This window comes from Clostridium senegalense JC122, from assembly GCF_000285575.1.
Taxonomy (GTDB): Bacteria; Bacillota; Clostridia; order Clostridiales; family Clostridiaceae; genus Clostridium_J; species Clostridium_J senegalense.
On record NZ_HE611057.1, the window covers coordinates 1 to 14,952 of the forward strand.

The following is a 14,952-nucleotide window of genomic DNA, read 5'->3' on the forward strand; positions in this document are numbered from 1 at the left end:
GATTTATTATATATTTTTTAATCCTATTTATTTTTTGATAAAATTACTATTAATTGTATTTATTTTTTGTTTACTTACTTTACTTTATATATACTCTACTATTCATCTATCGACACTCCTGGTACAGTATTCATAAAAAATAACTGTTTTTATAAAAAACACCTTTTTTATTTTAAGTTTTCATTACTTTCTCATTATTTTTTCTAAATTCAAGCATTAAAAAAGTCATTTAACAATAAAACATTATTGTTAAATGACCTATATAATTTTAGATTCCTAATAATAAAGTAGCTACTCCAAAATAAATAATTAATGATAATGCATCTACTATTGTTGTTATTAATGGACTAGCCATTATAGCTGGATCTAATTTTAATTTTTTTGCTACTATTGGTAGTACACAACCTACTACCTTTGCTATAACAATAGTAAAAAATAATGTTATACTAACTGTTGCTGAAATAGCTAACTCAACCTTTTGTAAATAATATATTCTGAAGAAGTTAACAATGGATAAAATTACACCAACTATTAAACTAACTCTAATTTCTTTCCAAATTACTTTTAAAATATCTCTCATCTCTATTTGACCTAATGCTAAACCTCTTATTATAAGTGTGGATGATTGAGAACCTGCATTTCCGCCTGTATCCATAAGCATAGGTATAAATGCTGCTAAAATTACAACAGATTGTAATACCTCATCATATTTTTGTATTATAGCACCTGTAAATGTAGCTGAAATCATAAGAATTAATAACCATATAATTCTATTTTTTGCTAGTTTAAAAACACCAGTTTCTAAATATTCTTCTTCTGATGGCTCCATAGCTGCCATTTTTTGAATATCTTCTGTATTTTCCTGTTCTATTATATCAACTATATCATCTATCGTAATTATTCCTACTAATCTTTTTTCGTTATCTACTACTGGCATAGCTGTAAAATCATATTTTTTAAACTTATCAGCAACATCCTCTTGATCCTCTAGCGTATTGCAATAAATCACATTGCTTTTCATAATATCTTCTATTTGTGTATAATCATCATTCAGTATTAACTGTCTAATAGATAAAACTCCTTGTAACTTTCTATCTTTATCAATTATATAGCAAGTATCTATAGTTTCTTTATCTATTCCATTTTTCTTTATATGTGATATAGCCTCTTCTACTGTCATCTTTTTCTTTAGACTCATATACTCTATGGTCATTATACTTCCTGCTGAATTTTCAGGATAATTTAAAAAGGAATTAATTTGTTTTCTCTTTCCTTCTTTAGTATTTTTTAAAACTCTATTTACAACATTTGAAGGCAATTCTTCTAAAATATCTATAGTGTCATCTAAAAAAATCCTATCCATTATAATTCTAAGTTCATCATCATTTATTGCTTCTATAATATAATGAATATCTTCCTTATTCATATAAGAAAATACTTCTGCTGCTAAATCTTTAGATAAAATTCTAAATGCTATTAGCATAGTTTCACTATCTAACTCTTCTAATAATTGTGCTATATCTGCTGGATTTTCATTTTGTAATAAATGTTTTGCTTCAACAAATTTATTTTTTCTTATTAGTTCTACTATTTTTTTGAATTCCATTTGCAATACCTCCTATTTAGGTACTGCTATTCACACTATTTACCTATATATTATAAACTTTTAAATAGTATATTATAATTGTTTATATATTTATTAGTAACTGCATGAATAGCAGCCATTACCAATTTGCCTATAATAAAACTACTGGCTCCATCATCCATGGCAGTCACCTCCTAAAATTTATTTTAAAAACAAAATAAAAATCTCTCAAACCATTAAGTAGAGAGATTTAAAATCAAAATAAAACTATATTTAAAATTCTAAAATCTAATTTCCCTTAATACGTTGAGTTTTAGCTCTGTAAGACGTAGAGTTCTTCTCAGCCACATTAGATAAAACCTTAATTCGATAGTATCTGCTAACCCATTGGCGTCTCTGGACATTTCTGGGCAGTGGCGTATTTTCATACAGTAACCTCACCTAACAAGATAATTAATTTTTAATTTTTCTATATAATTTAATGATACTATTATCAATAACTAAAGTAAACCCTTACCTATTGTTTTTGTAGAAGATTTTATGATCTTGCCATTTTCCATTTATATATAGATAATTTTTACTTATACCTAGCTCCTCAAAGCCACATGCCTTTAATACACCTTGAGATTTTTCATTTGTTATCATTGTACTTGCTTCAATTCTATGTAATCCTAGTTCTTTAAAAGCAAATTCAATAGCAAGCTTTACAGCTTCTTTCATATAACCTTTTCCTTGGTATTCCTCATCAATTGAATATCCTATAAATGCATTTTTAAAAACACCCATAACAATATTATTAATTCTTATTCTTCCTATAAATTTATTTTTTAAATATATTCCAAAATGAGCTGATTCACCTTTTATGAATTGTTTATAACTTTCTATTAAACTTTGTTTTTGACTTTCTATAGTGTAAAACCCTTCATCTCTATGTGGTTCAAAAGGTGTTAAAAACTTTCTATTCCTCATATAATAATTTAATAAATCATTACTATCTTGTGGAGTTAATACCTTTAATCTTATATTTCCACCCTTTAAACTTGTTCCTAAGTTAATATAATGAGATTTATACATATTTTCTGTTATCCCAAATAAAAGCTCATACTCATACTTATTACAATTATTTATAATATTATCTTGTAATATTCCTTCAAGTTCAAATCCTATATTTGTAAATGCATTAGTATCTAATTCTTCACTACATAAAACATTCACTTTATTGACTTTATGATTATTAAACAAGATGTTTAACATAATTTTTAAAGTATCTAACATATACTCATAGCTATTATTTTCTTTATAAAATTTTAACCTAAACAAACAATTTTTATTAACTTCATCAATTTCAATTATATATATTCTGCCAATTGTTATTCCTAATCTATCTTTTATTGTATATTCTTTATTTCTACCTTTTGCTACAACCAAATCAACTAAAGCACTTTTATTCATCATAAATCCCTACCTCAAACTAAAGTTTTTGTATTTCTGTAAGTCAAAACCAAGAATGCTATGGAAATTATTAAACTAATCGGTATTAAATAAAATGCTTTTTCAGTACCTATCACATCACTAAGATTTCCTATAAATTTATTTAGTAACATATTAATAGTACTTGAAGTTGTAATTATTATTCCAGACATATATATAGCATTTTCTTTAAAAGTATTACCAATAGTACTTACCACAGTTGGAAATGTAATAGCAAAAAATAATCCTGATATACAAATTAAAAACATTCCTCTCTCACCTAGCATCAAACTGCTAGTATATAAAATTAATGCAATGGTAAGAGAAATTATAACCGTTTTAAAGTATCCTACTTTTTCTGCTACAAATCCACCAAGTAATCTTCCCACAGTTAATAATATAAAAAATATTGATAAATATATTGTACTCTTTTGATAATCAAATTTGTAAGTTTCTTGTAAAAAATTTACTAACCAATTAGCTGTTGCAACTTCTGCGAATACATAAAAACCTAAACCAATAGAATAAAAGTAATACATCTTATTTTTCAAAGCTACTTTAATGTTTCCCTTACTCTCTTTTTCAACAGCCTTATAATCTACATTAGGTTCTGGTATTTGTATAAATAAAAATATTATGAATGCCAATAGAAATAAAACACCTATAAAAATATAAATGCTTCTCCAGTTAAAGCCTCTAGATAAAAAAGCTCCTGTTCCTGCTTGTGTTAGCGTAGACCCTACACCATAACAAAAATGAGTTAAATTCATAGCTACTGCTTGAAATCCTATAGCTAGCATGGGAACTAAAGTATTTATTGATATACATATCAATGCAATTCCAATATTTAATATAAATATGCATATCAATAGCATTTTATATCCACTAGAGACATAAAACAAAAATGCTGACAAAACTACTATTAAAAAACCTAATCCATAAGTTCGTTTTTGTCCTATTTTTTCGCATAATATTCCACCTAAATAAGTAAATAAAACATAACCTATACTACCTATTAAAAATATATCACCTATATTAGAATTTGTTATTGAAAAACTTTGTTTAAATGCTGGAACTAATACCCCTTTTACATTGTCTGCCACAGCAACAAAAAGCATAGTGATAAATATAAATATTAATGTAGATATGTTCTTTTTCTTTTTCAAAAAATCACCACCTTCAAATACTAATTATATATTATAACCTATTTAGATTGAATAGCTAAATATAGGTTAAAATACATAATATATTTATTAAATTAATAGTATATATCGTTTTTAAACAAGAATTTATAAAATACTATTTAAATTTGAGTTTTATAGTAATATAATCTTATAGAAAATTTTAAAACGGAAAGGTTGATCTTAGTGAATAAATCTAATATATCTAAATTAAAATTATTTTTAATAGGCTTAGAGAACAGATACACTGAAAATTTATCTATCTTCAAAGATATTAATGTAATTTATAGTGCTGGTCTTAAAACTTTTAAAGGTGTAGCAAAAAATAGATAATAATTTATTAAAATATAACTTTAACGGAGTTACTAAAGAAGTTTCTATCTCAGAATTATTTAATAAAATTATAAAAGAAGCTGAAAGGTATGATAGCCTCTCTCTTATTTATAGTGAGCGTGGTGAAGTTATTTCTATAACTGCTGATAATAAGAATGTATCAATGAAAAATACACAAACAAAAGATATTGAGTCTAATGAGAAAGTAAAAAAAGAAGATTTTCCAGGAAATATTTCTACCCTATTAAATAGAGATTACTATATAAAAGTTGGAAAAGCAGATACACTACTTAAAGAAATTAACATAATGACTAAAGATGGTAAAATTAAAAATGATAAAGTAAGAAAATATAATCAGATAGACCATTATGTTGAGCTTTTAAGTGAAATATTAGACAATTTACCTAGAAACAAAACGATAAATATTTTAGACTGTGGTTGTGGTAAATCTTACCTCTCTTTTGTTCTTAATTATTATTTTACAGAAGTAAAAAAAGAAAATGCCATTTTATTGGTTTAGACTATTCAAAAGCTGTTATAGATAGTTCAAAAAAAATAGCGGAGAATCTTGGCTATAGAAATATGGAATTTCATGCTGTAGATATAAAAGATTATAAAACAGATAAAAATATTAATGTTGTTATCTCTCTTCATGCCTGTGATACAGCTACAGATATGGCTTTAGCTTTAGGTATAAAGTTAGATTCTGATATTATAATTGCAGTTCCATGTTGCCATAAAGAACTACTATCTCAATATAGATATGATCCCTTAAAATCTGTTTTAAAACATGGTGTATTTAAAACAAGATTTGCTGATATCTTAACTGATGGAATGAGATCCTTACTTCTTGAAGCTAAGGGATACGATGTTTCCGTAGTTGAATACATATCTCCTCTTGAAACACCTAAAAACATTATGATTAAAGCTATAAAAAAATATGATGAAAATACTGATGCAATGGATGAATATATGAATTTAATGTGCAATTTCAATGTATATCCTGCATTATATAGTTATTTAAATGAATGGTAAATAAAACACTATCAAAAGATAGTGTTTTACTATTATATTAAACTATAATATAATAAATAATTTCTATAAATCGTTTATAATATCTTTTACAACTTCACTAGCAATAATCATTCCTGCCACTGGTGGCACAAAACCTATACTTGCTGGCGTTGCTCTTTTTCTTATTGTTACTTTTTCACTATCATTATTATCTTTCATATCCTCTACTTCCTCTGGTAACGGAGTAACAGGAAGTTCTTCTGAAAATAGAACTTTTGTTTTTTTAATTCCTCTTCTTTTTAATTCTCGTCTCATAACCTTAGCTAATGGACATACATTAGTCTTATATATGTCAGCAATTTTAAATTGAGCAGGGTCTAATTTATTCCCTGTTCCCATTGAACTTATTATAGGTATATTTTTTTCGTTACAATATACTATTAAATCTATCTTAGATGTAACTGTATCTATTGCATCTATAACATAGTTTACATTTTCACCTATTATATCTGGTATATTTTCTCTTGTAACAAAAGTTTGATGAGTTATCACATTGCAATTAGGGTTTATATCTAATATTCTTTCTTTCATTGTCTCTACCTTACTTTGTCCTACAGTTTTAAAAGTAGCATGAATTTGTCTATTTATATTACTTATGCTTATATCATCATTGTCTACTAATATAAGAGTTCCAACTCCACTTCTTGCTAATGCCTCCGTTGAAAAACTTCCAACTCCACCTATTCCAAATATAACAATTGTACTATTTGTTAACTTATTTAAAGCCTCAACTCCTATCAACCTTTCAGTTCTTGATAATGAATGTTCTGGCATGAAATCACTTCCCTTTATATATTAATTTTAATCCTTTTAATTATACTCTTTATTATTACCTAAATCTTAATAACTAAATGGTTTTTTATATTTTACATAAATATTAACTTAATATCAAATAAAAAAGTAGGAAATGTTAGTAATTATCTAAAAAATAATTAAACTTAACATTTCCTACTACTTCATATAAAATTTATTTTAATTCATGAACAAATATACCGCTTCTTAACTTAGGCTCAAACCATGTAGATTTAGGTGGCATAACTCTTCCAGCATCAGCTATATCCATAAGCTCCATTATGCTAGTTGGATACATTGAAAATGCTACTACCATTCCTTCTTCCACTCTTTTTTCTAGTTCTTTTAATCCTCTTATACCTCCAACAAAATCAATCCTATCACTTGTTCTAGGATCTTCTATTGCAAGTATTGGTCTTAATAAATTATTTTGTAATATAGAAACATCTAAACTATCTACAGGATCTTTTTCATCATAAGTGCCTTTTTTAGCTGTAAGCTTGTACCATTTTTTGTCTAGATACATACCAAATGTACATTTTTCTGATGGTTTATATGGCTTACATATATCACAAGGTTTAATTTCAAATTTTTCACTTACCTTATTTAAAAATTCATCCTTAGAATTTCCATTTAAATCTTTAACAACTCTATTATAATCCATTATATATAAATCTTCTGATGGGAATATAACAGATAAGAAAAAGTTAAATTCCTCATTTCCATTATAATTTGGATTTTCTTTTCTTCTTAATTGGCCCACCTTTACAGCAGAGGCTGCTCTATGATGCCCATCTGCTATATAAAGATATTTAACATCTTTAAATAAATCTTCTAATTTTTCTACTATATTTTTATCATCAATTAACCAAACTATGTGTGAAATACCATCTTCTGATACAAAGTTATATTCAGCTTCCTTTTTAGTCCAGTTTTCAACTATTTCATCTATTTCTTTTACATTTTTATACGTTAAAAATATAGGACCTGTATTTGCATTACAATAATCAACATGATTTATTCTATCTTGTTCCTTTTCCGCTCTAGTATGCTCATGTTTTTTTATTATATCATTCATATAATCGTCTATAGATGTACATGCAACTATACCAGTTTGTTCTCTTCCATCCATTACTTGTCTATATATATACATTGATTTTTCTGCATCTTGAATATATATTTTTTTATCAATCATACCATAAAGATTATCTCTTGCCTTTTCATATACAACTTTATCATATTGATTTGTACTTGGATCTAAATCAATTTGTGCTTTATCTACATGTAAAAAAGAATATGGATTAGATTTTACCATTTCTCTTGCTTCTTGTGTATTCATAACATCATATGGTAATGCAGCCACCTTATCTACTAAATCTTTTCTTGGTCTTATTGCTTTAAATGATCTTACTATTGCCATAGGTAGATTCCCCCCTCTTTATTTAAAAGTTTCTGTTATTATAGTTACTATTTCTTCCCCAATTCTTTGTTGAGCCTCTTTTGTTGACGCTCCTATATGAGGTGTAACAGAAACTTTTGGATGGTTTATTAAATCTGTATTTTTAGTTGGCTCCTCTTCGTAAACATCTATTCCTGCACCAGCTATAACTTCATTATTTAAAGCTTCTATTAAAGCTTTTTCACAAACTACTCCACCTCTTGCACAGTTTATCAAATAAGCAGTTTTTTTCATTAACTTGAATTCGTTTTCACCTATTACAGCTTTTTCACCTTGGCTTGGTATATGAAGTGATACGTAATCTGACTTTTGTAATAATTCCTCTAATGTACAATACTCATAGTTATTGTAATCATCTAATTTACCTCTTCTATTATTATAAAGTACTTTCATTCCTAAAACTTCAGCTCTTTTAGCTAATTCTTTAGCTATTCTTCCAAAACCAATTAATCCTAAAGTTTTGCCTGATATTTCTGTTCCTTTATATTTTTTCTTATCCCACTTACCTTCTCTCATAGATACATTGGATAGTGAAACAAATCTTGATATTGCAAACATATGTGCAAGTGCCAATTCTGCTACTGATGCACTACTAGCATTTGGTGTATTTCTAACATTTATTCCTTTTTCCTTTGCATAATCCACATCTATATTATCAACACCTACACCACCACGTATTATAAGTTTTAATTTTCCAGTTTCTAAAGCTTTATCTATTATTGGCTTTCTAACCTTTGTAGCACTTCTTACAACTACTATATCAAACTCTTTTAGAGCATTTCCAAGTTCTTCTGGTTCATAAAACTGTTCAACAACGTCAAACCCTTTTTCCTTTAAATCCTTAACAGCTGAAGCTGACATACCATCAGTAACTAATATTCTTATCATTTTATAGCCCCCCAAATTTACTTTTTATTCCTATCTATTTCAAAATCATACTTATATGTTTTTAGATTCCTAAATACTGGCCATATACTTAAATTAATTCCCCAAACAACTTAAATATAATTTTCATCCAACTATAGGACTCTAAACTAAACTTTAAAGCTATTCATTTACCAAATAAGAAGATTAAAAATTAATATTTTACTGCTAGTTAATAGCTTTCTTTTAACTATTAACTAACTACAGTTGTACTTATTTTTATTAACTAATAACAAAGATTTGATAAATAAGCCTTAAATATAAGCTTATTTCATTATACATACCATAATAAATTAAGAATGTATTTGCATTGTATTAGCTATAACTTAAAATAAATTATAGCTAATACATACTGGTGTCCAAAATTACCCTCTATCTTTTATACTGTAAGTTTAAGGCACCACAAAGAGTGATTATAAGCTTAAATTAAATAGCATTTTAATAAGCTTTTTAATTTAAAATTTATTCACTACATTATAGCAAGTTACATTCTTAATTATCTATTATTTTTTAGTTAAATCCTAAAATTTCATCTATTACCTTTAATAATTCTTTTACTTCTTCTGGTGTAGTTTCTGCCATATGAGCTATTCTGAAAGTTTTATCTTTTAGTTTTCCATATCCATTAGATATTTGATATCCTCTTTCTCCTAAAGCTTTATTCAATGCAGCTACATCTATGTTCCTTGTATTTTTCACATTAGTTAATGTGTTAGACATATAATTTTCATCTGGGAATATTTCAAAATGTTTTCTAGCCCAGCTTCTAACAATCTCTCCGCCTTCTATATGTCTTTTATATCTATTTTCTAATCCTTCTTTATTTATAATTTTATCTAGTTGATATTCAAGCGCAAACATGTGTGATAATGATGGAGTTGAAGGATATTGATAATCTTTCTTTTGAATATAGTTATATAATGATAATAAATCTAAGTACATTCCTCTGTTTGGAACTTCTTTAGCTCTTTCTACTGCTTTTTGTGAAAACGTACAAACAGACATTCCTGGAGGAAGTCCTATAGCTTTTTGTGTGGATGCAATACATATGTCTACTCCCCACTCATCCACTTTTAATTCTGTACCTGCAGCTGAGCTTACTGTATCTAAGCAAAATACTACATTAGGATATTTCTTTACAACGTTTCCAATTTCATCTAAAGGATTCATTACTCCTGTAGAAGTTTCATTATGAGTAACTGTTATTAAGTCATACTTTCCTGTAGCTAAAACTTCATCAACTTGTTCTGGTGTAGTTGGTTTTCCCCATTCAACCTCAAATTTATCTGCTGGAACATTATTTGATATAGCCATATCATACCATCTATTTCCAAAAGCTCCTATTGAAAAAATAGCTGCTCTTTTAGCAGTACATGATCTAACGGCCCCTTCCATTAAACCACTTCCTGAACTTGTAGAAAGAAGTATTTCTTCTTTTGTATTAAATATTTTTCTCATATATTCACTTATAGTTCTTTGAATTCTTGAAGCTTCCTTACTTCTATGTCCTATCATCGGCATAGACATTTTTTCTAGCACATCTGGTGCTACATCTACTGGTCCAGGTATAAATAATCTTTTATGCATTACAACCCCTCCAAAATTTAATAAATTATATAGTCCCCTTTAATTTTAAGTATATCTAAAATCAATATAATTTTATCATTTGGAATAATTTTCTTCAAGTTGAAATATTGCAAATTTATTAAATATTCTAAACAATTTAGAAATCAAATAGTTACCTATATATCTATTTATTATTAATTTACTCTTATTTTTCCATAAACATCATCGAATAAATCCTTAATACATTTTCCTCTTATATAGTTTTTGCATGTACTACAACTTTGACTAGATTCAACAAAACTCATAAGTGAATATGTGTGTCTACAGCTATAACCAGGACAATTTTGTGCAACTCTCATTTTTATTTCATTACTAATCATAATAAATTCTCCTTATCATATAAATTTTAATTTTTATATAGGGCTTATAAATTTTTATATACCCTTAATAATAAATACTAAAGTACACTTTAAATAAAGATTTTTTAAAATCCATAAGCGAACTTGAATTGAAATTTATTTTTATATAGTATTTGTATTTTTGCAAAAAAAATTAGCAGTATTAAAAATTCTGCTAATTTTCCACTTCTATAATTGATTCAGTTTCCCTACAATATTTAGTTATTATGCACTGTCCTAAATTTCTTGGACAATTTCTACACATGCAATTACTTTCCATACCATTACAATTTTTATTTATGTACTCAGGACACTTTTTACAGTTAAAAACAACAATATCTGCACCCATTATTGTTGCTCCTCATTTTCTTGTAACTTATATCTCTTTCTATGAGCAACCATTATTTCATTTAATATTTCTCCTGTAAATGGTGGTGTATATGATATAGCATTAGCTCCTGCTTCTATTGTCTCTTTAATACTTTCTTCTGTTGGTCCACCAGTTGCCATAATTGGAAACTCAGGATACTTCTCTCTTATTTTTCTTACAATATGTGCTGTTCTTTTAGCTCCAGATACGTTTAATATAGTAGTTCCTGCATTTATTCTTCCTTCTATGTCTTCATATTCTGAAACAACAGTAACAATTATAGGTATATCTATTGTTTCTCTCATTTGTTGTATTACTTCATTTGGAGTAGATGAGTTAACAACAACACCCATAGCACCCTTAAATTCAGCATCTAAAGCCAAGTTGATTATTCTTTTTCCTGTGGTAATAGATCCACCAACTCCACAAAATACGGGAACATCAGATGCTAATAACAATGCTTCTGTTATTCTCGGTTGAGGAGTAAAAGGATATACTGCAATAACTGCATCTGCATTTGTATTCCTTATTATTGCTACGTCAGTTGAAAAAACAAAGGATTTTAGCCTCTTACCAAATATAATAATTCCGCTAGCATCTCTAATTGCTCTAGGTAACTCAATCATATGGCTTCTTAACAATCCTTTAAATTCTGGTACAAATTTTCTCATAACTTTTCTCCTTTACCGTTTATAAAATATGATTAATATATATAATATATATTATAACTCATTGTAATACAATAATTTTAAATAAAAATTCTAGCTTTAAAATATCTGTACATGCTATACTATAAACATAAAATATCTAACTAACTAAGGAGGGACATATTATAGTAACTTTTAAAAATTCAAAATATTTGCCCTATTTTCTCATCATTTCATATTGCTTTGTATTATTTTTTATATCTTTACTTTTAGAACCTCCGATTGAATTATTTAGCGGATTAACTAAAATAGTAATGGAATCTGATATATTAATAACTGATTACATAGCTTTAGCTGGTTTAGGACCTTCTTTTTTAAATTCAGCCCTTGTAATGTTAACTTTAACTTTATTATTACTGTACTTAAAAATAGAGCCAACTGGCCCTATAATAGCAGGGTTGCTAACTACTGCTGGATTTTCATTGTTTGGTAAAAACATAATTAACATATGGCCAATAGTATTTGGTGTATGGTTATATTCTAAATACCAAAAAACACCATTTTCTAACTTCGTGGTTATAATGTTATTCGGAACAACATTAGCTCCAACAGTAACATTTCTAATGTTCTCTAATGTATTTCCTAACTTAATATCAATTGTAATATCTTTAAGTATAAGTAGTTTACTAGGTTTTATACTTCCACCAATGGCTTCTTATACAGTACACTTACATCAAGGATATAGTCTTGCTAATGTTGGTCTTGCTGGAGGTCTTTTAGGTACTGCTCTAGCCTCCCTATTCGCTGCCATTGGTATGAATTTCGAAAAAAAATTATTATGGTCAGCAGGTAACAATTTAATTTTGCTAATATTTTTAATATTTGTATTTACTACTATTATTATAGTATCATATATTGGTGATAAAAATGTATTTAAAAATTATCCTTGCATATTTAAGTATTCCGGAAAGCTAGTTACAGATTTTTATTCAATTTTAGGCCCTTCAATTACTTATCTTAATATAGGAATTTTAGGATTACTTGCTACTATATTTGTATTATTAATTAAAGGTGACTTAAATGGTGCAACTCTATCTGGAATTTTTACTGTAGCTGGATTTGGTTCTTTTGGTAAACACCCTAAAAATATATTTCCAGTTATAATTGGAGCTTTATTAGGTGCCTATTTAAGCATTTGGGATTTAAACTCTCCTGGTATGATATTAGGAATGCTTTTTAGTACTGCACTTTGTCCTATAGCCGGAAATTTTGGATGGCCCTATGGCATTATAGCCGGATTTATGCATATATTTATGGTGATGAATATAGGATATTTACATGGCGGAATGAATTTATATCATAATGGATTTGCCGCTGGATTTGTAGCAATAATTTTAGTACCTCTCATAACTGCATTTAAAAAGGAGTATAATGAGTAATGAAACATATTAATCAAAGAAACATGCGAATTATAAATGAAATAATGTTATATTGTCTTAATATAGGATGCAAAAATATAGATGTTAAATTTTCTAAATTAGATGATAGAGTTATAATAAACTTAACTAGTGAAATAGAAGACTTATCAAAAGAATCTATAGATAAAATGTACTTTTTACTATCTACACCTAGAAAACCTGAAATAGAGGAATATTACTGGTTACTAAATGGTGGTGATGATACAAACTCAGAGCTTTCCTTAGTTGGAATGATGACTGACGAAATTTCTATAAATTATACTAATAATATATTAACTATAAATTTAATAAGATTAAATTAAAAAATCGTGGTATCACGATTTTTTATTATACTAGAAAAACACTAAATTATAATTTCCACACTCTCATATAGTTCTATACTATTTTCACAAACCTTGCATTGATATGCAAAAATATCAACACCTTTTTCTTTAGCATATCTTAAAGCTTTTCCAAACTTTTCATCTGTATCATCATTACAAGTAAAGGTCTTTATATTATCCATTTGTATTAAAAATAATACTCCTGCTCCTCTACCACTATTAATTACATCAACTAACTCTAATAAATGTTTTGTTCCTCTTTCTGTAGGAGCATCTGGAAATTTTGAATGTCCCTTTTCTTCTAATGTTACACCTTTAACTTCTAAATAATATTCTTCTCCTGTATCTTTGCTCAATTTAAAATCAAATCTACTTTTTCCAAATGTTTTTTCTCTTTGTATTATGTTATATTCTTTTAATTTATCAATTTTCTTTAAATTAAGGGCTTCTTCCACAACCTTATTGGGAATATGAGAATCTATATTTATTAATTTTCCTTCCTTGTATGCAGCAATAAGATCATACTTGGTTTTTCTAGTAGGATTATCTTCTTTTCTTAAAATTACATTACATCCAGGTATAAGAATTTCTTTACATCTTCCTGTATTAGGAACATGTACTAATTCCTCTTTTCCATTAATAATTACATACCCTTGAAACCTATTTGGCCTTTTAACAAACTTAACTTTTAAAATATCATTTTTTATAATCATTTCTACATAAAATTAAGTACCTTATAATTTATTCGCTCCATAAATCTTTACTTAATTCCTCTATCTCCTCTCTACGCTTTCTTGTTGCTTCTACGTCTATATAAAAAATATCATTTTTTAAAAAAATAATATCTCCTTCTCTAGCATTCTTGGGAATATCTTTTCTTTTTATATTAACCATATTTCTATCTTCCTTTTCACAAACAGCAAATTCTCCTTCAAATCTATCTATTATAAAATTCATATATTTTTAGTAAAGGAAAATATTTTCTTTACTAAATTTCACCTCCTATAATATTTTATCCACAATCTATATCGTCATTAAGTATTCTGTCCACTTTTTTTATTTTCATTTGTGTATATGTTAATATTTTTATATATAAAAAAGTCGTAGTATAAATACTACGACTTGGTGGCTCACCGGGGAATCGAACCCCGGACACCATGATTAAAAGTCATGTGCTCTACCGACTGAGCTAGTGAACCATACTTACCTGGCAACAACCTACCCTCCCACACAGTCTCCCGTGCAGTACTCTCGGCGTCTAGAGGCTTAACTTGCCTGTTCGGAATGGAAAGGAGTGTTACCCTCTAAACCATCATCACCAGATTAAAATAATTTTTTCAAACTACTTTTTT

14 protein-coding genes, 1 tRNA gene, 1 rRNA gene, 1 pseudogene and 1 riboswitch are annotated in these 14,952 nt (G+C 27.3%); of the genes and pseudogenes, 3 read left to right on the forward strand and 14 right to left on the reverse strand.

Going from position 1 to position 14,952, the window contains the following annotated elements:
* Positions 1 to 268: 268 nt before the first annotated feature.
* The 3 genes from mgtE to CSGHG_RS18845 all read right to left on the reverse strand — a co-directional run bounded on the left by mgtE (position 269) and on the right by CSGHG_RS18845 (position 4,221).
* Positions 269 to 1,606: a magnesium transporter gene (mgtE, locus tag CSGHG_RS18830; protein ID WP_010299664.1), complete on the reverse strand. Its 1,338-nt coding sequence runs from the start codon at positions 1,604 to 1,606 to the stop codon at positions 269 to 271.
* A 269-nt stretch (positions 1,607 to 1,875) separates the two neighbouring features.
* A riboswitch (M-box (ykoK) riboswitch) is annotated at positions 1,876 to 2,041 on the reverse strand.
* 57 nt (positions 2,042 to 2,098) lie between these two features.
* On the reverse strand, positions 2,099 to 3,037 hold the full coding sequence (locus CSGHG_RS18840) for a GNAT family N-acetyltransferase (RefSeq protein ID WP_010299666.1): 939 nt from the start codon (positions 3,035 to 3,037) through the stop codon (positions 2,099 to 2,101).
* 14 nt (positions 3,038 to 3,051) lie between these two features.
* The gene (locus CSGHG_RS18845; protein ID WP_010299668.1) at positions 3,052 to 4,221 is read right to left on the reverse strand and encodes an MFS transporter; all 1,170 of its coding nucleotides are present in this window, start codon (positions 4,219 to 4,221) and stop codon (positions 3,052 to 3,054) included.
* 201 nt (positions 4,222 to 4,422) lie between these two features.
* Here CSGHG_RS18845 and CSGHG_RS25160 point away from each other — a divergent pair.
* A pseudogene (locus tag CSGHG_RS25160) lies at positions 4,423 to 5,604 on the forward strand (class I SAM-dependent methyltransferase).
* A gap of 63 nt (positions 5,605 to 5,667) precedes the next feature.
* Here CSGHG_RS25160 and CSGHG_RS18855 read toward each other — a convergent pair.
* From CSGHG_RS18855 to CSGHG_RS18885, 7 genes are all read right to left on the reverse strand, one after another.
* On the reverse strand, positions 5,668 to 6,417 hold the full coding sequence (locus tag CSGHG_RS18855) for a tRNA threonylcarbamoyladenosine dehydratase (RefSeq protein ID WP_010299670.1): 750 nt from the start codon (positions 6,415 to 6,417) through the stop codon (positions 5,668 to 5,670).
* A 193-nt stretch (positions 6,418 to 6,610) separates the two neighbouring features.
* Entirely contained in the window at positions 6,611 to 7,855 is a 1,245-nt protein-coding gene (locus CSGHG_RS18860) for a DUF1015 domain-containing protein (RefSeq protein ID WP_010299672.1), read from the reverse strand.
* Between the two features lie 18 nt (positions 7,856 to 7,873).
* Positions 7,874 to 8,782 (reverse strand): D-2-hydroxyacid dehydrogenase, encoded by a 909-nt coding sequence (locus CSGHG_RS18865; RefSeq protein ID WP_010299674.1) that lies wholly within the window; start codon positions 8,780 to 8,782, stop codon positions 7,874 to 7,876.
* 546 nt (positions 8,783 to 9,328) lie between these two features.
* Complete coding sequence (locus CSGHG_RS18870) at positions 9,329 to 10,405, reverse strand: pyridoxal-phosphate-dependent aminotransferase family protein (RefSeq protein WP_010299675.1); 1,077 nt, start codon at positions 10,403 to 10,405, stop codon at positions 9,329 to 9,331.
* Positions 10,406 to 10,578: 173 nt separating this feature from the next.
* Complete coding sequence (locus CSGHG_RS18875; protein WP_010299676.1) at positions 10,579 to 10,764, reverse strand: hypothetical protein; 186 nt, start codon at positions 10,762 to 10,764, stop codon at positions 10,579 to 10,581.
* A gap of 193 nt (positions 10,765 to 10,957) precedes the next feature.
* Entirely contained in the window at positions 10,958 to 11,131 is a 174-nt protein-coding gene (locus tag CSGHG_RS23770) for a hypothetical protein (RefSeq protein WP_010299678.1), read from the reverse strand.
* Positions 11,131 to 11,823 carry a beta/alpha barrel domain-containing protein gene (locus CSGHG_RS18885; RefSeq protein WP_010299689.1) on the reverse strand — a complete coding sequence of 231 codons (693 nt, stop codon included), beginning with the start codon at positions 11,821 to 11,823 and terminating at the stop codon, positions 11,131 to 11,133. Before CSGHG_RS18885 ends, CSGHG_RS23770 begins: the two co-directional genes overlap by 1 nt.
* Before the next feature lie 188 nt (positions 11,824 to 12,011).
* On the opposite strand from CSGHG_RS18885, the gene CSGHG_RS18890 reads away from it, so the two are divergent.
* Positions 12,012 to 13,238 (forward strand): DUF1576 domain-containing protein, encoded by a 1,227-nt coding sequence (locus CSGHG_RS18890; RefSeq protein WP_052314821.1) that lies wholly within the window; start codon positions 12,012 to 12,014, stop codon positions 13,236 to 13,238.
* Positions 13,238 to 13,579: a hypothetical protein gene (locus CSGHG_RS18895; RefSeq protein ID WP_010299702.1), complete on the forward strand. Its 342-nt coding sequence runs from the start codon at positions 13,238 to 13,240 to the stop codon at positions 13,577 to 13,579. The genes CSGHG_RS18890 and CSGHG_RS18895 overlap by 1 nt, the downstream gene beginning before the upstream one ends.
* Before the next feature lie 41 nt (positions 13,580 to 13,620).
* Here CSGHG_RS18895 and sfsA read toward each other — a convergent pair whose 3' ends face one another.
* From sfsA to rrf, 4 genes are all read right to left on the reverse strand, one after another.
* Positions 13,621 to 14,313: a DNA/RNA nuclease SfsA gene (gene sfsA / locus CSGHG_RS18900; RefSeq protein WP_010299705.1), complete on the reverse strand. Its 693-nt coding sequence runs from the start codon at positions 14,311 to 14,313 to the stop codon at positions 13,621 to 13,623.
* 28 nt (positions 14,314 to 14,341) lie between these two features.
* Positions 14,342 to 14,557: a DUF3006 domain-containing protein gene (locus tag CSGHG_RS18905; protein WP_010299710.1), complete on the reverse strand. Its 216-nt coding sequence runs from the start codon at positions 14,555 to 14,557 to the stop codon at positions 14,342 to 14,344.
* A 166-nt stretch (positions 14,558 to 14,723) separates the two neighbouring features.
* Positions 14,724 to 14,799, reverse strand: a tRNA-Lys gene (locus tag CSGHG_RS18910).
* A 6-nt stretch (positions 14,800 to 14,805) separates the two neighbouring features.
* A 5S ribosomal RNA gene (gene rrf / locus CSGHG_RS18915) occupies positions 14,806 to 14,923 on the reverse strand.
* Positions 14,924 to 14,952: the final 29 nt, after the last annotated feature.